Origin of the sequence: Lactobacillus sp. ESL0246 (assembly GCF_003692965.1) — a bacterium.
GTDB lineage: Bacteria > Bacillota > Bacilli > Lactobacillales > Lactobacillaceae > Lactobacillus.
In genome coordinates this window covers 1-19,823 of the sequence record NZ_REHC01000001.1, presented here as the reverse complement: position 1 = coordinate 19,823, position 19,823 = coordinate 1, and the positions used below count along the sequence as shown (strand labels likewise).

Annotated in this window: 19 protein-coding genes and 1 tRNA gene; 3 read left to right on the top strand and 17 right to left on the bottom strand. The window is 36.2% G+C overall.

Annotated features, from left to right (window positions below):
* Positions 1 to 48: 48 nt before the first annotated feature.
* Genes F5ESL0246_RS00100 through F5ESL0246_RS00090 form a run of 3 tightly spaced genes read right to left on the bottom strand, consistent with a single transcriptional unit; the run spans position 49 to position 1,821 of the window.
* The gene (locus tag F5ESL0246_RS00100) at positions 49 to 846 is read right to left on the bottom strand and encodes an ATP-binding protein (RefSeq protein ID WP_122017529.1); all 798 of its coding nucleotides are present in this window, start codon (positions 844 to 846) and stop codon (positions 49 to 51) included.
* On the bottom strand, positions 833 to 1,372 hold the full coding sequence (locus F5ESL0246_RS00095; RefSeq protein WP_122017528.1) for a hypothetical protein: 540 nt from the start codon (positions 1,370 to 1,372) through the stop codon (positions 833 to 835). Before F5ESL0246_RS00095 ends, F5ESL0246_RS00100 begins: the two co-directional genes overlap by 14 nt.
* A gap of 14 nt (positions 1,373 to 1,386) precedes the next feature.
* Entirely contained in the window at positions 1,387 to 1,821 is a 435-nt protein-coding gene (locus F5ESL0246_RS00090) for a hypothetical protein (RefSeq protein WP_122017527.1), read from the bottom strand.
* A 189-nt stretch (positions 1,822 to 2,010) separates the two neighbouring features.
* Between F5ESL0246_RS00090 and F5ESL0246_RS00085 the strand changes: the two genes are divergently transcribed.
* A complete protein-coding gene (locus F5ESL0246_RS00085) occupies positions 2,011 to 2,775 on the top strand; it encodes a helix-turn-helix transcriptional regulator (protein ID WP_122017526.1) in 765 nt (254 codons plus the stop codon).
* A gap of 319 nt (positions 2,776 to 3,094) precedes the next feature.
* On the opposite strand, the gene F5ESL0246_RS00080 is transcribed toward F5ESL0246_RS00085, so the two are convergent.
* A tRNA-Thr gene (locus F5ESL0246_RS00080) sits at positions 3,095 to 3,167 on the bottom strand.
* Positions 3,168 to 3,316: 149 nt separating this feature from the next.
* Here F5ESL0246_RS00080 and F5ESL0246_RS00075 point away from each other — a divergent pair.
* Both F5ESL0246_RS00075 and F5ESL0246_RS00070 read left to right on the top strand, forming a co-directional pair.
* Positions 3,317 to 4,021, top strand: a complete 705-nt coding sequence (locus F5ESL0246_RS00075) for an MgtC/SapB family protein (RefSeq protein ID WP_122017525.1) — start codon at positions 3,317 to 3,319, stop codon at positions 4,019 to 4,021.
* A gap of 119 nt (positions 4,022 to 4,140) precedes the next feature.
* Entirely contained in the window at positions 4,141 to 5,340 is a 1,200-nt protein-coding gene (locus tag F5ESL0246_RS00070; RefSeq protein WP_122017524.1) for a DUF2974 domain-containing protein, read from the top strand.
* 69 nt (positions 5,341 to 5,409) lie between these two features.
* On the opposite strand, the gene F5ESL0246_RS00065 is transcribed toward F5ESL0246_RS00070, so the two are convergent.
* From F5ESL0246_RS00065 to dnaA, 13 genes are all read right to left on the bottom strand, one after another.
* On the bottom strand, positions 5,410 to 5,568 hold the full coding sequence (locus tag F5ESL0246_RS00065; protein ID WP_122017523.1) for a YtxH domain-containing protein: 159 nt from the start codon (positions 5,566 to 5,568) through the stop codon (positions 5,410 to 5,412).
* Between the two features lie 170 nt (positions 5,569 to 5,738).
* Positions 5,739 to 7,118, bottom strand: coding sequence for a replicative DNA helicase (gene dnaB / locus F5ESL0246_RS00060; RefSeq protein WP_122017522.1), 1,380 nt, complete (start codon positions 7,116 to 7,118; stop codon positions 5,739 to 5,741).
* 38 nt (positions 7,119 to 7,156) lie between these two features.
* Positions 7,157 to 7,612, bottom strand: coding sequence for a 50S ribosomal protein L9 (gene rplI, locus F5ESL0246_RS00055; protein ID WP_122017521.1), 456 nt, complete (start codon positions 7,610 to 7,612; stop codon positions 7,157 to 7,159).
* Positions 7,613 to 7,624: 12 nt separating this feature from the next.
* On the bottom strand, positions 7,625 to 9,646 hold the full coding sequence (locus tag F5ESL0246_RS00050) for a DHH family phosphoesterase (RefSeq protein WP_122017520.1): 2,022 nt from the start codon (positions 9,644 to 9,646) through the stop codon (positions 7,625 to 7,627).
* A 150-nt stretch (positions 9,647 to 9,796) separates the two neighbouring features.
* A complete protein-coding gene (gene rpsR, locus F5ESL0246_RS00045) occupies positions 9,797 to 10,033 on the bottom strand; it encodes a 30S ribosomal protein S18 (protein ID WP_090093298.1) in 237 nt (78 codons plus the stop codon).
* A 24-nt stretch (positions 10,034 to 10,057) separates the two neighbouring features.
* Positions 10,058 to 10,579 (bottom strand): single-stranded DNA-binding protein, encoded by a 522-nt coding sequence (ssb, locus tag F5ESL0246_RS00040; protein WP_122017519.1) that lies wholly within the window; start codon positions 10,577 to 10,579, stop codon positions 10,058 to 10,060.
* Between the two features lie 53 nt (positions 10,580 to 10,632).
* Positions 10,633 to 10,929: a 30S ribosomal protein S6 gene (gene rpsF / locus F5ESL0246_RS00035; RefSeq protein WP_122017518.1), complete on the bottom strand. Its 297-nt coding sequence runs from the start codon at positions 10,927 to 10,929 to the stop codon at positions 10,633 to 10,635.
* 221 nt (positions 10,930 to 11,150) lie between these two features.
* Entirely contained in the window at positions 11,151 to 13,616 is a 2,466-nt protein-coding gene (gyrA, locus tag F5ESL0246_RS00030) for a DNA gyrase subunit A (RefSeq protein ID WP_122017517.1), read from the bottom strand.
* Positions 13,617 to 13,625: 9 nt separating this feature from the next.
* Positions 13,626 to 15,596 carry a DNA topoisomerase (ATP-hydrolyzing) subunit B gene (gyrB, locus tag F5ESL0246_RS00025; protein ID WP_122017516.1) on the bottom strand — a complete coding sequence of 657 codons (1,971 nt, stop codon included), beginning with the start codon at positions 15,594 to 15,596 and terminating at the stop codon, positions 13,626 to 13,628.
* The gene (gene recF / locus F5ESL0246_RS00020; protein WP_122017515.1) at positions 15,586 to 16,725 is read right to left on the bottom strand and encodes a DNA replication/repair protein RecF; all 1,140 of its coding nucleotides are present in this window, start codon (positions 16,723 to 16,725) and stop codon (positions 15,586 to 15,588) included. The genes gyrB and recF overlap by 11 nt, the downstream gene beginning before the upstream one ends.
* A gap of 8 nt (positions 16,726 to 16,733) precedes the next feature.
* Positions 16,734 to 16,955, bottom strand: coding sequence for a S4 domain-containing protein YaaA (gene yaaA, locus F5ESL0246_RS00015; RefSeq protein WP_199688543.1), 222 nt, complete (start codon positions 16,953 to 16,955; stop codon positions 16,734 to 16,736).
* Positions 16,956 to 17,157: 202 nt separating this feature from the next.
* Positions 17,158 to 18,288 (bottom strand): DNA polymerase III subunit beta, encoded by a 1,131-nt coding sequence (gene dnaN / locus F5ESL0246_RS00010; RefSeq protein WP_122017513.1) that lies wholly within the window; start codon positions 18,286 to 18,288, stop codon positions 17,158 to 17,160.
* Between the two features lie 167 nt (positions 18,289 to 18,455).
* The coding region (dnaA, locus tag F5ESL0246_RS00005) for a chromosomal replication initiator protein DnaA (RefSeq protein WP_233553481.1) at positions 18,456 to 19,823 on the bottom strand (1,368 nt) is incomplete at its 5' end.

Below are 19,823 nucleotides of genomic sequence, written 5' to 3'. Positions count from 1 at the left end.
TGCTACTCGGGAACACAGTTCCCGCCAGCGGGCTGCCTAACGTTTTAACTACTGCCAATAACCTGTTTCATCAGCAAAGTTATTCCAATTGAAATTATTTTCTAGCTTACTAATTACATTAGGTACATTGACACTAGACATATCAGGTGCGACAAAGGGAATAGGCAAAATGTTAGCTTGTCCATCTATCTCAATTAAGCCAAAACCTGGTTTATTTGGGATTCTAGGCAATTCTTTTGTGTCAATCCCAGGAAATACCATTCGATAAGTCTCACTGTCAGCATTACCCATAATAATACGATTGCCTAATTGCAAAGTTAAAGAACGATCAATTACCGTTGCCTCTAATCGCTGCGCCGACAAAATCACAAAAATTCCTGCCTGCCGTCCTTTTAAAATTAATTGTCGTAATAAGGACATTAATTCATTCTTTTCTTTAGTAGTCGTTTCTGCCATTAATGCTGCAACTTCATCAATCAAAATCAAATACGGTCGCAAATTATAATCAAGCCAATCTTGACCAAAATTACCTCTAAAATGACTAGCACGGTTGTTCATATTATCAACCATATTTCTTAATAACTTTGCAGTTTGTCCCACAGTAGTAGCAACAACTTGATCGCCATCATTAAGATAATTACTTAAAGTAGATAAGTCAGACCGTTTATTATCAACGATTAATAGCCCGCCTTGCATTTGTGACATAAACTTCAAAGAAATATATGTTGCTAATTGCGTTTTACCCATACCTGAACGGCCAACAAGAAGAAGCCCAGGACTGCCTCTAAAATTAAGTTTGATTGTTGAAGTCAATGTTATATATCCTTGATCTTTAGAAGAAATCATAATCACTAACTTTCTTTCCAAACTCAGGCATTTTATATAACTTGTAAGTTACCTTGCCAAATAAATCATATGTTTTTTCACAATTCATTTTTAAGACATCAGACAAAATATCAGAAAGTTGTCTCACATTTTCATGATTTTTAATGCCATTAGTCAGAAACGTAATATAAATAATATTGTTACACTGTTCAACTTCAATTTTTACAGCATTGACAATTTTTTTGGTATCTGATTTACCCTCAATTCGATCATAATCAATTAAACTAGCAGCTCTGACAACTTTCTTTAATGGAAAATAATACTTAGCTTGTAGTAAAAATTTTATAGCTATACCACCAAATGGTAGTATCATTAATAATAGAGGATATGCTAAATTAGATAGATTTCTAATGGTAATAGCATGAACTGTCAGCAACATGAAATCGATCAAAATTGTAATTGCTGCAGTTATGAATGCCAATATTCTCCACCCGTTGTTTAACCACAACGGGTTTTTAGTATTAAAAATTATTTTGTGATTTTTCATTTTTCACTCCTCCTTTATAATTTCATTGCTTCTTCTGGTGTTATACCTAATATTCTAATATTTTCTGCATTTAGTCCTTCTTTTCCATTAAATGTCCAGTGACTCAAATTATCAAAAGCAACAACTTTATGTATTGTTCCTAATAAAAAGCCAGTAGAATCATTTTCTACTTCTAACAGTTCACCTCCTTTAATTTTTACTTGCAAACGTGTACCGAGTGGCAACTTAGCATTTTTAGAAGTCACTACTACTTCATGGATCGCACTCACATTAGTCTTATCTTTATTGTTAAAGTCCGGACTCTTATCAATATAACCTCCTTGTAAAACAAATACTCTACCAATAATTGGTAGCAATGCTCCCATTCTTAAACTTTGAATAGGTGTATTTTTACTTTTACGACTTTCAACTTCTGTCGATAGTTCTTTGTTTGACGAATTTTGTACCATATGATGTTCTCCTTTAATCTTGCTAATTACTAATATTTTTATTTATGTTCATTTTTTAAATTATAAAAAATATTGTTCATAAATATATAAATTATTCTAATACTATCAATGATTTTTTGCAAATTAATTTATCTAATCATTTGCTCCTGCTTCAATCATGGTATAATTTAATTAATATTGGAGGATACTATGACCCAACTTAGACTTAAAGATATACGAGAGAAGCTTAAGAAAACTCAAGAAGAATTTTCCGAATATTTATCTCAAGAAAAAGGTATTAGAATTTCGAGAAGCACCATAGCTAAATATGAAAGCGGGGTTATTTACCCATCAAAACGAACACTCAAAAAGCTAGCAAATGCACTTGACGTTTCAGAGTATTATTTATCTGGTCAAGGATATAAATCAGAAGATATTAATGAAAATCTTCTACAATTACTTCACACAGCTTTTTTTAATTATCAGGATGATGATGAGACTCACAATGCAATACTGTCATATCTTCATAATATTCTTAATGAATCTGTTAGGCCAATGAATTATTATTATGACAGTAATGGAAACAAACTAACCTTTTCAAGTGGGATAGAGTATCCTCGTATAGATGCTGTTGATGATTTTTGGAAAGAATCTTTCCCTTTTCTTTTTAAAGATAGCAAATTTCAAGAATCCTTAGTAGGAACAAATAAACTTGAATTCGTAAGTACAGTTACTTATCGAATTACTGATATATATAAGCGAATTAGTTTTTCTATTTGTCTTAACTCAATAAGTAAGCAGCTCGAAGATTTAGATTCAAACGTTAAGAAAATATCATCAAATATTTTAAATGAGGACAACAAAAATATTGATATCCAAAAACAAACTGAATTCATAGATAATGCCATTTCGCAAATTAGAAATACTTATTATTTTTCAACGGGTACAGGTCTTGATCACAGTAGACTTAATTAGTGGATATCCGAATTTGGTAAACTTTAACAAATACCATCAAAGATAGATTTTCATTCTATCTTTTTATTTTTTCCAAAAATAACTTACATTGGACACACAACAACATCTCTTCAAAAGCTTGATAAATCGGCACTTATTAAAGAACAAACTTATTTTTACCACACAAAAATCACCAAATTCTACTTTTGTGGCATTTGTGTGGCAAAAGCTAAATATTAACAACTTTGCATAACTATCAACTAAAAATTAAAAACACAAAAAAAGCCTATTATCAAGATATTTATAGAACCTCAATAATAGACTTCTTAAAGCTTATTTATGCTGACTAGAGGATTCGAACCTCCGACCTCATCATTACTAGTGACGTGCTCTGCCAACTGAGCTAAGTCAGCGTTGTTAACTCAACAACGATATTTATTTAACCATATTCCTAAAGATTAAGCAAGTGCTTTTCAATTATTTCTCCAATTTTTTCATGTACTAATTATTATTGTCTTTTAGCGTTATAATACCATTATGATCTAAAAATTGGAGGGATAGAATGTCTTTTGTTTCATCACAATTTGCCATGGAATTTTCATGGCTACTGCGAATTATCGTAGCATCGTTATGCGGCGCATTAATTGGATATGAACGTGCTATTCAAAGAAAAAGTGCTGGTGTCCGCACCCATATTGTTGTTGCTTTTTCATCTGCACTCTTTATGATTATTTCCAAATATGGCTTTGCCGATTTATTGAAAACTCCGAATATTGCCTTGGACCCATCACGAATTGCTGCTCAAATTGTTACTGGCATTTCTTTTATCGGTGCCGGTGCTATTTTGGTTAAAAAACAGCAAATTTCTGGTTTAACTACTGCTGCTGGGATTTGGGCCACTGCAGCTATCGGAACGGCGATAGGGTCTGGCCTTTACTTGTTAGGAATAGCTACAACCATATTCTTGTTTATAATTCAAATGCTGTTTCATGATGACAACCTAATTGATCAAATTATTCGCCACATTCGCTTTAATATTCAAATTGAAGCAATAAATCAACCTAATATTTTGCAAACAATTGAGAAAGAATTAACTGCTAATTATGTAGAGAATGTTTCGGTTAAAATCATGTATGTTAGTGATGAACGAATTATCTTTTTTGTAGATGGGATTATAAACAATAATATCGATGAAAATAATATCATTATGGCCTTGCGCAAGTATCCAGACATTAAGCGCATTAGTTATGCCACTATCGATAAATAGTTAAGTACTAATCTTTAAGCAATAGTTAAGTCTATTGCTTTTTCAGTCTTAATTTAATCATTATTGTCATAAGGATTATACAATAGAAATAGTTTATTAATGGAAGGAGTAATAATATTATGGCTGGTTCACTAGATTATTTACGTTGGCGTGGCGATATTACATTTTCCGAAAGACCATTTAATAGCGTTGACGCTTCTTTATTATCATCCTTAGTATATTTACCTGCAGATAATTCTGTTATTGAGCATACACTTAGCGAATTGGCAGGTAAATTACAAGATTTACCTACCTTCCAAAACCAGATGCATTCAGAAACTGCTTCTGAAGTTATGTTATTACCGGAGAGCCCAAGAATTGGTAAAATAAAAATTCTTGATTGGACTAATCGCTTAGAAAAAGAACCTCACCCATTACAATTTAGTGCTGCGACTTTTGCTATCGATAAAAGGACAATTGTAATTGCTTTTCGTGGAACTGACGGTACGATGATTGGCTGGAGAGAAGACATGCGGATGAATTTTTTGCCCGAAATTTACGGACAAAATGTTGCAGCCGAATATTTGGAAACAATTGCTAAGAAATTTCCTAACCAACGGATTTACTTAGTCGGGCATTCAAAAGGAGGAAATTTTGCGCAATACGCTTTGAGCGCAGTCAAACCAGAAATTCAAGAACGTGTTATTAAGGCAATTAATTTTGATGGCCCAGGATATTTTCACAAAGTCTATACTAGTCCCGGTTTTATTAAAACGATGGCAAAAATGAGAACATATATCCCTCAAGGCTCAATTTTTGGAGCAATGCTTGACCATCCCGAACAAACTATCGTTGTCAAAAGCACAGCTGCCATGCGTAATCAGCACGATCCACGTCGCTGGTCAGTAGGGCGTGATAGTTTTACCTTAGCTGATGGTTTATCTGCTGGCAGTCGCGTAATTCGTCATGCATTAATTAACTTTAACAATTCTATTCCTCAAGAAAAGAGAGATGAAACTTTTTCTGATTTATTTGAAGCATTTGAAAACTCTGATATCCATGAATTGCATCAGTTAACCAATAATAAGCTAGTTGGTACTTACCGCCTGAGCAAGGTGCTCATGACTCTTGATCCAGAAGAGCGCAAACTAATTGCCCAAATTTTCAGCAATATCTGGAACTCATACAAAAACAACGTAACTATGCCTCTAATGACCAATAATTATGAGCTATACCCCAAGAGTAACGATTCTAATAAAGCACCCGTTTTCTATGAATTCTATGATTCTGAGCGTCCTAATTTAGAATTACCTCCTAATGTTCAAGATAAACTTCATTAGTTGTTTCATGTGGAACATAATAATAAGGCTGGGAAACTTAATTGTTTCCCAGCCTTATTTAATTGAAGATTATTTCTTCATATTGTCTTTAACATCTTCGACTTTATCTTTAACATTCTCAGCTGCGTCTTGAGCTTTGTCTTTAACATCGCCTGCAGCTTGTTGCATTTTGCCTTTAACTTCGTTAGCTTTACCAGCTAACTTATCTTTAAATCCTTTATCAGCCATAATATTATGTCCTTTCCCTAAAAAAATTAGTGAAAATTTCTCTTACTCTATTAATAGTACAATTAAAACAACTGTTTGTCACTGAAAACGCTCAATTTTGTAATCAAAAAATCATCAAGCCTCAAACCATCATCTTGGAGCTTGATGATTATAATTTATATTGTTTTTTATTATTCAGGCTGATGATGAGTATAATCGAGATTTGAAAAGCGATTATACGGTTTTGAAAACATCAACTTAATTGTCCCTCGACTTCCTGAACGGTTCTTTTCAATAATAACCTCTACTTCGCCATTATCTTCTTCTGCACCAACTTCGGGATTTTTATCTTCGTCTTGATCTTCTTCACGATAATAGTCCTCACGATATAAAAATGAAACAATATCTGCGTCCTGTTCAATTGAACCTGATTCACGGATATCAGACAAAACTGGACGCTTATCTTGTCGTTGCTCGACAGAGCGCGACAATTGCGATAATGCAATTACAGGAACATGAAGTTCTTTTGCTAATTTTTTTAACTGCCGAGAAATGGCCGAAACTTCTTGTTGCCTAGACTCACTACGTGGACCTTCAATAAGTTGTAAATAGTCAATCACAATTAACCCAAGATTACCTTTTTCCTTGGCCAAACGCCGAGATTGTGCTCTTATCTCGCTCATCTTAATTCCCGGAGTATCATCAATATAAATTTTGGCATTAGCTAAGGAGCCCGACGCAACAATTAGTTTACGCCACTCCTCTTCATCTAATTGTCCTGTTCTTAAATGTTGAGAATTAATTAATCCCTCAGAAGCCAACATCCTCTGAACTAACTGCTCGCCCCCCATTTCTAGGGAAAACATTGCAACTGCTTTTTCAGTATGTAGTCCAACAAATTGGGCAATATTTAAAGCAAACGAGGTTTTACCGACACCAGGACGTGCGGCTACTATAACAAGTTCATCTTCATGTAAACCAGTTGTCATTTTATCTAGTTCGACAAATCCTGTAGGCAAACCTGTAACCATGTTTCCATCTTCAGGAATGTCATTTATTTCCTCAATTGTTGAATTAACAATCTCCTTAATGCTTCGAAAACCATTTGTACTATTTTCTGAAGAAACATTCATGATCTCACTTTCAGCGTTATCAAGAATTTCCGTCACATCATCAGAATCCTGCATAGCATTAGTAATGATTTTTTGGCTAGCGGAAATCAACCGGCGTAAAAGAGCTTTACGATGGACAATTTTTGCATAATAGACAACATGTGCTGCCGTTGGCGTTGCAATTGCTAGTTCAGAAACGTATGCAATTCCACCGATATCATCCAGTTGATTTTTTTTAGTCAATTCATCCTGCAAAGTTAGCGGATCAATTCCATCTTCACGATCAGATATGTCCAACATTGCTTGGAAAACTAACTGATTAGCCTTTTTATAAAAATCATCAGGTTGTACTTCCGCACTGGCATCAGCAATTGATTTAGGATCAATAAAAATTGCACCTAAGACTGCCTTCTCTGCTTCATCATCGTGCGGTATTTGCTGTGAGACAATATTATCCATTAGTTATGACCACTTTTTATCAGAATCTAATTCAAAGCTTAATCTTGCTGTGTAATATGAACGCGAATTTTGCCTTCTACACCCTTAAATAATTTAACTGGGACATTTGTATACCCCAATGTTTTAATTGGCTCAGATAAGCTTAATTTACGTTTATCGATCTTAATATCAAATTGCTCTTCTAATCCTTCAACAATTCTCTTACTTGAAATTGATCCAAACAAACGTGAATCAGAACCGGCCTTTGACTTGAAATTGACAACTGTTTCATCTTTTTCCAGAAGTGCTTTAATCCTTTCTGCCTCGGCTTTTTCACTTTCATATGCAGCCTTTTCATTAGCATTAATTCTTTCAAGCGTATGCATATTAGCTTTGGTAGCAGCCTTGGCTAATCCTCGTTTAATTAAAAAGTTTTGCGCATAACCATCAGGAACATTCTTAACTTCACCGCGTTTGCCGCGACCTTTAACGTCTTCAGTAAAAATAACTTTCATTTTGTTCTCCTTTTATTCATTTTCTTTTTCATAAGTATCAACCGCTGCGACCAATTTATCAAGTGCTTGCTCAATCGTTATATTCTTTAACTGAGTTGCAGCATTCGATAAGTGTCCGCCACCGCCTAATTTTTCCATAATAACCTGAACATTAATATTACCCATTGAACGAGCAGAAATACCAATTGTATCCTTATCACGACGTGTAATTGCAAAACTCGCTTCAACATTCTCTATATCAAGAGCAGTATCAGCTGCTTGTGCCGTAACAATTGGATCGACGATTTTATCATTCGATCCACATAAAGCCGCCAGCTTCGGCTTGATCATCTTTAGACTGCTAACTAAACGAATCCTTTCCAAAAAGCTTTCAATATCTTCTTTGAGCAGTTCAGTTACACCTACCGAGCTGGCACCAATTGAACGCAGATAGCTAGCAGCATCAAAGGTTCTTGTTCCCGTTCGTAAAGAAAATTCCTTAGAATCAACCGTAATTCCAGCTAACATTGCTGTTGCTTCAAGATCAGTTAAAATTCGTTTACCAGAACTTGGTTGTTGATATTCAACCATTTCTGTTACTAATTCACTAGCAGAAGAAGCATATGGTTCAACATATGTCAGCATTGGATTTTCTGGAAATTCTTCACCGCGGCGATGATGATCTATGACAATAATTCGATTCTTCAATCGATCATACAAATCTTTCGAATACGTAATTGAGTATTTTGAATGATCAACCATTACTAACATTGATTTATTTGTCACACTATTTAGAGCTTGATCAGGCGAAACAAACAAGTTTGCGTTATCTTTAGCCTGCTTCATTTGGATCACTAATCGTCCTACATCATAATTAGTCTTATTAAGATCTAAGACAAAATTTGCTTTAACACCATGTAATCTAGCAATTTTAACTACACCAATACCACTACCAACTGAATCCATATCTGGATTGGCATGACCAACAACAAAAACCTGATCCGCTTCTTTAAACAGCTCACTAATTGCCTGCGAAACCATACGAGCCCTCACACGGGTTCTTTTTTCCATCGGATTAGATTTTCCACCATAAAAGCGCGCAGCCTTGCCAGGTTGATTCAAAACAACCTGATCGCCACCACGTCCCAATGCTAAGTCAAGGTTAGATTGTGCCTGATCAGCCAGTTCAGTTATCAGACTACTTCCAAAGGCAATCCCAATTGATAAAGTCAATGGTGTATTATTACGGCTCGTTTCCATTCGCATTTTATCTAATACAGAGAATTTATCTTGTTCCATCTTTGTCAAATCTTGCATATGAACTAACAACAAAAAGTGATCTTCATCTATTCGCTTTAAGTATGCATTAAATTTTTTGGCATATTCACTCAAAGTATTTTGAACATAAGAGCTCGTCGCTGTTAGTTCCTGATCACCCATTGTTTCACTTAATTCATCATAATTATCGATAAAGATTTGACCAATCGCCAATAGTTCGTTGTTATAGCGTTGTTCAATTTTAGCGTAACGCGTAATATCTAATAAATAAACAACTCCTAAATTATCCTGAATGACCATTTCAAATTGATGTCCATCCCAGTTAACAACATGATTTTCTGCAGTTTTAGACTTGATTGAATCGTCAATTAATTCATCTAAATCTGGGTCAACCGATTTAATTGTGTGTCCTATCAAATCATCATCTTTTAAATAAAGTTGTAAATATGGATTTACCCACTGGATTTGCCTATCTTCGTCATAAAGCAAAATTCCCAGTGGCATCTTGATCATCGCTTCTTGCTCGCTACGTTTAATTCGATATGACAAGCTAACAGCAAAATTATTGGCATTGCCAGCCAAGACATAGGCACCATAAACGGTACAGGCAACAGTTAATATAAAAATTACAACCATTGCTAATCCGAATAATGGATTCATAATCATCGCTACAATACTGCCTAATAGCGACAGAATCAAGATAACTAGGACTGAAGCCGTTAACCGTGAATCCTTGATAAAAGCAGGAAATTCAAGCTTACGTAAAAAATCTTTCATGTAAGATCCTTCCTAAATTAATGTAAACTACATTAGTATTATTATACCTTGTATTCACGGGATAAGAAACTCTTACCATAAAGCTTAAATCTGTATACAAAAATACACTAAGCCAACATTGGCTCAGTGTATTTTATTTTATTCAGCTAATTAATCTTCAGTAACAAACGGCAACAAGCCCATAATGCGAGCTCTTTCGATTGCCTTAGCTACCTTACGTTGATTCTTAGCACTAGTGCCAGTGACACGACGTGGTAAGATTTTACCTCTTTCTGAGATAAAACGTTTCAACAGATCAACGTCCTTGTAGTCAACGTAATCAATATGGTTGGCTGCGATAAAGTCAACCTTACGACGACGATGGCCGCCTCTTCTTTGTTGAGCCATATCCTAGATCCTTTCTTTTAAAAGTTAGAATGGAAGATCGTCATCAGAAATATCAATTGTATCTCCCGAACCAGCAAATGGATCCTGTGTTGTATCCGGCTGATTATTAATCGGAGTATTCTGATTTGATTGTCCCATATTTGGCGAACTAGTGGCATTTGAATTACCAAAACCGCCATTATCATTTGGTGTAAAACCACCATTTTGGCCACGGGTTTCACGATCTTTACGTGATTCAAGTAGTGAAAAATTATCAACGATAACTTCAGTCACATACACTCTTTGCCCGTCTTTATTATCGTATGTTCTGGTTTGAATCCGGCCATCAATACCCACAAGTGAACCTTTAGACGTAAAGTTACAGAAATTTTCTGCAGCTTTACGCCAAATGACACAACTGATAAAATCTGCACCTCTCTCACCTTGAGCGTTAGTATACTGACGGTCAACGGCAAGAGTAAACGTAGCAACCGAGATTCCACTCCCAGTAGTACGTAATTCAGGATCACGCGTTAAACGGCCAACAAGTACAACTCGATTAATCATACTATAGGTCCTCCCTTTCCTAAATCACGAAAACGATAAAGATAAAGCTTTGCCTATTTGTCTATTTTAACAGTCATTGAACGTAAAACAGCAGTGTCAATCTTAGATAAACGATCAAATTCATTAACTGCGTCAGCATTATCAGCAGTGAAAGTCATGATATGGTAAGTTCCCTCACGATATTTATTGATTTCATATGCAAAATGACGCTTTTCCCAGTCTTTTGATTCAACCATCGTACCACCGTTATCGGTAATAACCTTATCATAGTTTTCAACTAAAGCCTTTTTTGATTCTTCGTCAATATCCGGCTTAATAATATAAGTTATTTCGTACTTAGTAGTTGTCATACTAGTGCACCTCCTTCTGGACTAAATGGTTCTTGCTAAAATTCAAGAACAAGGAGAGTAATCATTCATTACTCACAATTTCTAATTTTAGCACATAAATAAAAAATTACCAAAGTATCTTCACGTGATCCTATGAGAAATTTCGTTTTCTCTAGTAACAAGTACGTAAAAATATTTGATAATTTTTTGTTTTATTTAATTATTTATTCTTTTTAGTCCATCTAATCTTTAGACTCTTCAGCCACTTGATCCTCGACCGGAACAAGTGCCAAACTAGCAACTTTGTTGCCATCGTTAACCTTAATTAAGCGAACGCCTATCGTGCTACGGCCAGTTTGCGAAACATCTTCAATCTTGAATCGAATCATAATTCCGTCATTGGTAATAACCATAATGTTTTGTGTACCATCGACTACAGTTACACCAGAAAGTGGCCCATTCTTTGCAGTTATATTTGCGGTCTTGATTCCCTTACCGCCTCGGCCCTTAACTGGATACTCAGTAGCAGAAGTCCGCTTACCATAACCATTTTCAGAAACAATTAAAACTTCATCTTGATCACGAATAACGTCGGATCCAATTACATAATCATGGTCACGCAAATTAATACCACGTACTCCAGCGGCTGTTCTACCCATAGAACGAACAGCTTTTTCACTGAAACGTACTGCATAACCCAAATGTGTACCGATCAAAATGTCCTGCTTACCATCAGTAGTCAATACATTAGTTAACTCATCCCCGTCACGCAAAGTTAATGCAATTAATCCGCTATTTCTGATATTAGCAAATTCACTCACCTGCGTGCGTTTAACAGTTCCTTTTTTAGTAATAAAGAAGAGGTACTTGTCATATGCATCCTCGGGTATATTAATGATTGTTTCAATCTTCTCCCCTTTTTCAAATTGAAGAAGATTGACAATTGGTAATCCTTTGGCTGTGCGACCTAGTTCAGGAATTTCATATGCTTTCTTGGAGTAGACTTTACCCTTATTAGTAAAGAACAGCAAAAGGTCATGCGTACTGGCATAGATCAATTTTTCAATAAAGTCTCCATCCTTAATGCCCGTTCCTTTAATACCTTTACCACCGCGATTTTGAGTCTTAAATTCATTAATTGGCATCCGTTTGATATAACCACTATGAGTCAGGGTCAATAAGACATCTTGCTTTTCAATTAAGTCTTCGTCTTCAATTGAAATAACATCACCCTCACTAATCTTAGTCCGGCGATCGTCACCAAAACGCTTTTGTGTATCGAGAAGTTCATTGTAAATTATTTCATGAATTCGCTCAGTTTTTGCAAGAATATCCTTGTAATCAGCTATTTTAAGTTGTAAATCCTTATATTCTGCCTCAACTTTGTCCCGTTCTAACCCTGTAAGGCGAACCAACCGCATATCTAGAATAGCTTGCGATTGCTTATCATCAAGTCCGAAACGACTAATCAAAGCCGCTTTAGCAATATCACTCGAATCACTTTGACGAATAATATGAACTATTTCGTCAATATGATCTAGAGCAATTTTTAAGCCGGCTAAAATATGTGCTCGAGCTTCAGCCTTTTCTAATTCAAACTTAGTCCTACGAGTAACAACATCTTCTTGATGCTTAAGATAATATTCCAGCATCTGTTTTAAGCTCAAAAAGTGTGGGGCACCATCAGCGATAGCCACCATGTTCATGCCGAAATTAGCCTGCATTTGAGTCAGTTTGAATAAATTATTTAAAACGACACTAGCACTGGCATCTCGGCGAATATCAATTGTAACACGCATACCAGTCTGATCAGATTCATCCCGTACCCCAGTAATACCGTCAATTGTTTTTGAACGAGCCAAGTCGGCAATTTTTTTAATCAATTCGGCTTTATTTACCAAATAAGGCAATTCTGTCACAACAATTCGCTCACGACCATTTTTCTCTGCTTCGATCGTTGTATTAGCCCGAACAACAATATTGCCACGACCGGTCTCATAAGCACGATAGATTCCCCCACGACCCATGATAGTTCCACCAGTAGGAAAATCAGGTCCGGGAATTGCTTTCATTAAATCCTTTGTTGTAACATCAGGATTATCCATCAACATATGTAACCCTGTAATAACTTCGGATAAGTTATGTGGTGGTATATTAGTTGTCATACCAACTGCAATTCCACTAGTCCCATTTACCAAGAGATTGGGAATTCGAGCCGGCAGTACAACTGGTTCATTTTCTGAGTCTTCGTAATTACGTTGCCAATCAATCGTATTTTTATTGATATCGCGAAGCATTTCTACCGCAATTTTACTCATTCGCGCCTCAGTATAACGCATTGCGGCTGGTTCATCGCCATCAACAGAACCAAAGTTTCCATGTCCATCTACTAGCATATAGCGGTAACTAAAATCTTGCGCCATATGTGCCATCGCTAAATAAATTGAAGAATCCCCATGAGGATGAAATTTCCCCATGACTTCACCAACAATTCTGGCTGATTTTTTATATGGTTTATCCGGTGTAACGCCTAGTTCACTCATTCCATATAAAATACGCCGTTGTACTGGTTTTAACCCATCGCGAACATCAGGTAGTGCCCGCGCTACTATAACTGACATGGCATAATCAAGAAATGAGCTATTCATTACACTAGTCAGATCAACATTTCTTATTCTATGATCTTGACCTTGATTGTCGTTATCCATTTAAACCTCCTATGCATCTATATTCTCAACGTACTTAGCGTTGGTCTCAATGAATTTGCGTCGTGGTGCAACATCGTTGCCCATCAATAGTTCAAATACATCATCAATATCTTTAGCATACTCAGGGCTTACTCTATCAAGCCGCCGATTTTCAGGATTCATAGTTGTTTCCCATAGCTGTTCAGGATCCATTTCACCTAACCCCTTGTATCTTTGAACTGTTGCTTTCGGACTTGGTTGTAAACTACCTAAATAATCATGCAATTCTTCGTCAGTATCAAGATACTTAATTACCTTTCCTTGACGAACCTGATATAGAGGCGGACGAGCAATATAGACATATCCCTTTTCAATCATAGGTCTCATATAATTATAAAATAGAGTTAAAAGTAACGTTCGAATATGAGCACCATCGACATCGGCATCCGTCATGATAATTAATTTATGATATCGAGCCTTAGAAACATCAAAATCAGCTCCAAATCCAGTTCCAAGAGCAGTAAACAAGGACCTGATTTCTTCATTAGCCAAAATACGATCCATTGAAGCTTTTTCAACATTTAAAATCTTGCCACGAATAGGCAAAATTGCCTGAGTTAATCGTGAGCGGCCCTGCTTAGCAGAACCGCCAGCAGAGTTCCCCTCAACAATAAACAATTCTGAAATACTTGGATCATTACTAGTATTATCGGCCAATTTACCAGGTAAATTGGCAATTTCAAGCCCCGACTTTTTCCGAGTAACCTCACGAGCCCGCTTGGCAGCGGTCCGCGCTCTTTCAGCTAACTGTGCTTTTTCAACAATTTTGCGTGCAACTTGCGGATTTTCCATCAAAAAATTATTAAAAGTTTCGGAAAATGAATGATCGACTGCTGTCCTAGCATCAGAATTGCCAAGTTTAGTCTTAGTTTGTCCTTCAAACTGTGGATCTGGATGCTTAACCGAAACAACAGCTGTCATACCTTCTCGTATGTCTTCACCAGAGAGATTATCATCATTATCTTTTAACAATTTTGCTTTGTGCGCATAATCGTTTACTACACGAGTCAATGCCGTTTTAAAACCTGCTTCGTGCATTCCGCCTTCATAAGTATGGATATTATTGGCAAATGTCATTAAAGTAGTCTTATAACCGGTGGTATATTGTAGGGCTACCTCGACATTAATATCATTGTAGTCACCATCAACATAGATTGGTTCATTAAATAAAACATCGGTTCCCTTATTCAAAAAAGAAACGTACTCTTGAATACCTCCTTCGTAATGATAGACATCTGTTTCAGCGCTTTCTTTGCGTTGATCAGTAAAAGTCAACTTTAAGCCCTTATTTAAGAATGCCAATTCCCGAATTCGATTCTTCAATACTTGGTCATCAAAGGAAGTTGTTTCAGTAAAGATATCTGGATCTGGAAAAAAATGAACAATTGTACCATGTTCTGATAACGAAACTGTCCCAGTCATCTTCATTTCAGTATTAACACGACCGTGATCGAAATCAATATAATATTTTTTCCCATCTCTCATCGTCGTAACATCAAGTTTAGTTGATAGCGCATTAACAACTGATGCACCAACACCATGAAGTCCACCAGAAACCTTATATCCGCCACCGCCAAACTTACCACCAGCGTGCAAAACAGTAAAAACTGTTTCAAGTGCCGGTCTGCCGGTCTTCTTTTGAATGTCGACAGGTATCCCACGACCATCATCTTGAACTGTAACACTGCCATCACTATTAATTGTTACCTCAATCTTGGTTGCAAAGCCTGCCAAACTCTCATCAATTCCATTATCAATTATCTCCCAGACTAAGTGATGCAAGCCCTGAGAACTAGTGGAACCAATGTACATCCCTGGACGCTTACGAACTGCTTCAAGTCCACCTAAAACTTGAATTTGACTGGCATTATATTTATCAGCTTCTTTTTCATATTGCTTGATCCGCTCAAAATTTTCTTTTTGATTGTCGTTATCGGCCATTCAATTTCCCCTCTTCTAAATAAATTTGTCCAGATTCAATTCGGTATACTTTTGGTTTTTTAATTATTTCCCAGGAAATACCGCTTAAATCTGTCGTAGTAATAAAGGTCTGCGTCTTACCATGAATGTAATTAAGCAGCGCACTCTGCCTTTTGTGATCAAGTTCACTCATCACATCATCAAGCAAAAGCAGTGGATACTCAGTAGTTAAGTGGTGAACCAATTGTATTTCTGCAAGTTTAATACTTAAAGCAATTGTTCTCTGCTGACCTTGCGAACCATACAAATGAGCATCTTTACCGTTAAGTTCAAATTCAACATCATCACGGTGTGGACCACTTAAAGTGGTTTTTTTGACAATTTCACCTGATTGATTTCTTTGGAAACTGATCAGTAGTTTGCGATAAACTTCTTCAACACTATCAGTTTCATTAATTTCTCGTACCGATGGTCGATAAACAAGTTTCAATTCCTCATTACCAGCACTGATATAAGCATAGGCATCGCGAGCATACCGATCTAAATAAGTTAAAAATTTAAACCGACGAACAATTACTTCTGCAGCTACTCCTGCTAACTGATCGGATAAGACATCTAAGAACATCATATCATGTGCGGAACCATTGGCTAATTGCTTTAAGTAATTGTTCTTTTGCTGGAGAACCTGTTTATACTTACCAGCAAAATACAAATATTCAGCACTAATTTGACCAAATTCTTGATCCATAAAGCGCCTGCGCAATGAGGGGGCTCCTTTGATAAGTTCTAAATCTTCAGGCGAAAATAGAATTGCATTCAGTTGCCCAACATACTTGGATAATTTGGATTGCTCTATCCGATTAATCCAAACTTTCTTCCCCTTTTTAGTAAGCAAAACACGTAATGACAAATCAATTTGACTCTTATAAACGTGCCCAGTAATATTCGCATAATCTTTGCCAAAAGCAATGAGTTCTTTGTCGTTACTAGTCCGATGTGAGCGTGTTAACGCCAAAAAGCAGATTGCTTCAAGCATATTGGTTTTACCTTGCGCATTTTGTCCAATAAAAATATTGACGTTGGGATCAAATTCAATATCCAATTGTTGTAAGTTACGATAATTTTGTGCATTAAAATGTTTAAGGTACATTTACTTAGTTACCGAAATTCATACTTTTCTTGTGCAACTTCTAGTTTATCCCCTGGTCTGAGCTTTTTGCCCCGTCGATTTTCTGTTTCATTATTCAGTAAAACGGGATTATTCTGCAAATACCACTTGGCTTGTCCACCAGAAGAAATAATGCTTTCTTCCTTCAAAAATTGACTCAAGGTAATATAATTACCCCTTACTTTAAATTCTTTGATAATATCCACCTTCACCACTATAAATACCTATAATAAGTATATTCGTTTCCCAAGTAAAAGACAACTCAAAAGCCAATATAAAGCCGTTTAAACGGTTTTTATAAAACAAATACTTCAACAGTAAATAGCTAAAAAGTAAAAACAAGTACTTATTTAAGCGCATCTGACAAAGATGATCATAAAAAAAGCCATCATTCGATGACTTTTTTGTTTGTAATTAAAAAGTTCTAACTGGTGTGATTAATTGTACAAAGTTGATGTCCGTTTTATTAGGATTAACTGTAAAAGGTCGAAGCGGTTGCGTGAAATCCATCACAATAGTGTCAGAAACTGAAGCTCTCAGTGCGTCACGCAAATAATCCGGATTAAACGAAATTTTTAAATTTTCTCCAGTTAGTTTATTGAAACTAACATTTTCTTCAACATTACCAATCTCAGCGGACTCACCAGAAAGTATTACCGTCTTTTTCTCTGTATCGATTGTCAAATCAACTACATTATTGCGACCAGCGTGAGTTAACAGACTAGCGCGATCCAAGGCACTTGAAAGTTCTACTAAATCAAATTCCACACTAGTAGTACTTTCTTTGGGAATTAATCGTTCAGTATCTGGATAACTACCTTCAAGCAAACGAGAATAAAATAAAATATTACCAATTTCAAATAATACCTGATTATTTCCAGGACAAATTCTAATTTCAGGATCAGTTTCACCGATAATACGCGCCAGTTCTAGTAAACACTTACCTGGAATAATCAAATCAGTCTTAGTTTGTGGTCCATTTTCCAAATCTATTGCACGACTAGATAACCGGTGTGAATCAGTTGCTACAGCATGAATTTGAGTTGGACTAAAAGTAAAATGAACTCCCGTTAAAACTTGTCGACTTTCTTGAGTCGCAACCGCAAACTGAGTTTCATTAATAATTTCGTGGAAGGTTTTACCAGAAATTGTAAAAGTTGATTCATCAGGAATTTCCGGTAATCTTGGATAATTATTAGCGTCTAATCCATTAATCGTGAATTCACTAGTTTCTGAAATAATTTGCGTTTGAAAACTGGATTTTACTTCAAGTGAAAATTCTTTACCTGGTAGTCGTCTAATAATTTCACTGAAAAACCTTGCTGGTAAAACAATTGATCCAGTTGATTCAACTGATAAATCTTCACTTACTGGTATACGAATTTCGATAGAAATATCTGTATCACTTCCAGTTAGAAGTAATTCATTTTCAGATAAGCTAAGCTTTATACCGCTTAAGATTGGAATAGTTGCCCGCGATGAGATTGCATGCATAACGTTATTGAGATTGTCTACAAAAAGATTTCTGTTTATTGTAAATTTCATAATTGCCTCCTGATGATAATCATGTTTAGTTAATTATATATATAAGTTAGTAGTATTAGTAGGTCCTGTGATTTCTGTTGAAAAGGTTATTTACGCTTAAAATAACGTAATTCGACTGGTTCAAAAAATGTGAATAAGTCTATTATTTTTCCACAGTTAATAACTTTTTAACGATCAAGCATCTGCTTTAAATCAAATACTGCTGTTTTGATTTCGGAATTGGTTTTAATTTCACGACTAATTTTTTCATATGCATGCATGACAGTTGTATGATCCTTGCCACCAAATTCCTGACCAATCTTAGGAAGACTTGAGTCTGTTAATTCTCGTGATAGGTACATTGCAATTTGTCGTGGTACCACGATTTGCCGCACGCGCTTTTTTCCTTTTAATTCATAGGTGGAAGTTTGAAAATAATTTGCAACTACTTCTTGAATTTTTGATATTTGAAGTCCTTGATTTTTCTGAACCAATTTTAAGTCTGCTAATGCTTCACGAGCTAAATTAACATTAATGTCTTCATGTTCAATCGTCGCGTGTGCTTGCACTTTAACGAGCGCACCTTCTAGTTCACGAATATTCGTGTCAACTTGAGAAGCAATGTAATCTAAAGTGCTATCATCAATCGTTAAATTCTCGGCTTCGGCTTTTTTGCGTAAAATTGCAATTCGTGTCTCTAGATCTGGTGGAGTAATTTCGACCTGTAATCCCCAAGTAAAGCGTGATACTAACCGTTCTGATAAATCAGGAATCTCGGTTGGCAAGCGATCACTAGTCATCACAATTTGTTTTTGATCGTTATAAAGTGTTTCAAAAGTATGGAAAAATTCTTCTTGAATTCCCTCTTTTTTAGCAAAAAATTGAATATCATCGACTAATAATAAATCGCAGGTACGATACTTTTCACGAAATTGATCTTGCGTTTTATTTTTGATGGAATTGATAAAGTCGTTAACAAAAGTTTCACTTTGAATGTAAACAACCTTGGCACTCGGGCGTTCTGCCAGCATCTGGTGGCCGATGGCCTGCATCAGGTGGGTTTTACCGAGCCCGACGCCGCCGAAGATAAAGAGCGGATTGTAGAAGCTCCCGGGACTGTCGGCTACCGCCAGCGCCGCACCAGCGGCCAATTTGTTGCCTTCGCCCTGGACGAAGTTGTCGAAGGTATATTTTTCGTTAAGCTTGAGGTTGCGCACAAAAACGTTGGAGCTCTCTTGCCGAGGCCGTTCACGTGTTGTCTGTGTCTGCGGCTTAGGTGTGACTAGGCGCTCGCTAGTTGAATTGCCCTCGATCTGAAAGACGGGCAAGACCTCGATGTTGTAGTAGCCGTAAGCCGACTGGATCAGCTGTGAGGACAGGTTCTTCTCCCAATAGCCCTTGGTTACTGGGTTCTGGACAGCGATCCGCAGTTCATGAGTGTCCTTATTATAGGAAAGTGGTTTAGTATTTTTGAACCAGGCGTTGTACGCAACCTCGTTGAAGCGTTCGCGCATTTCGTTATTAAAATGCTGCCAAAATTTATTGATATCAAACAA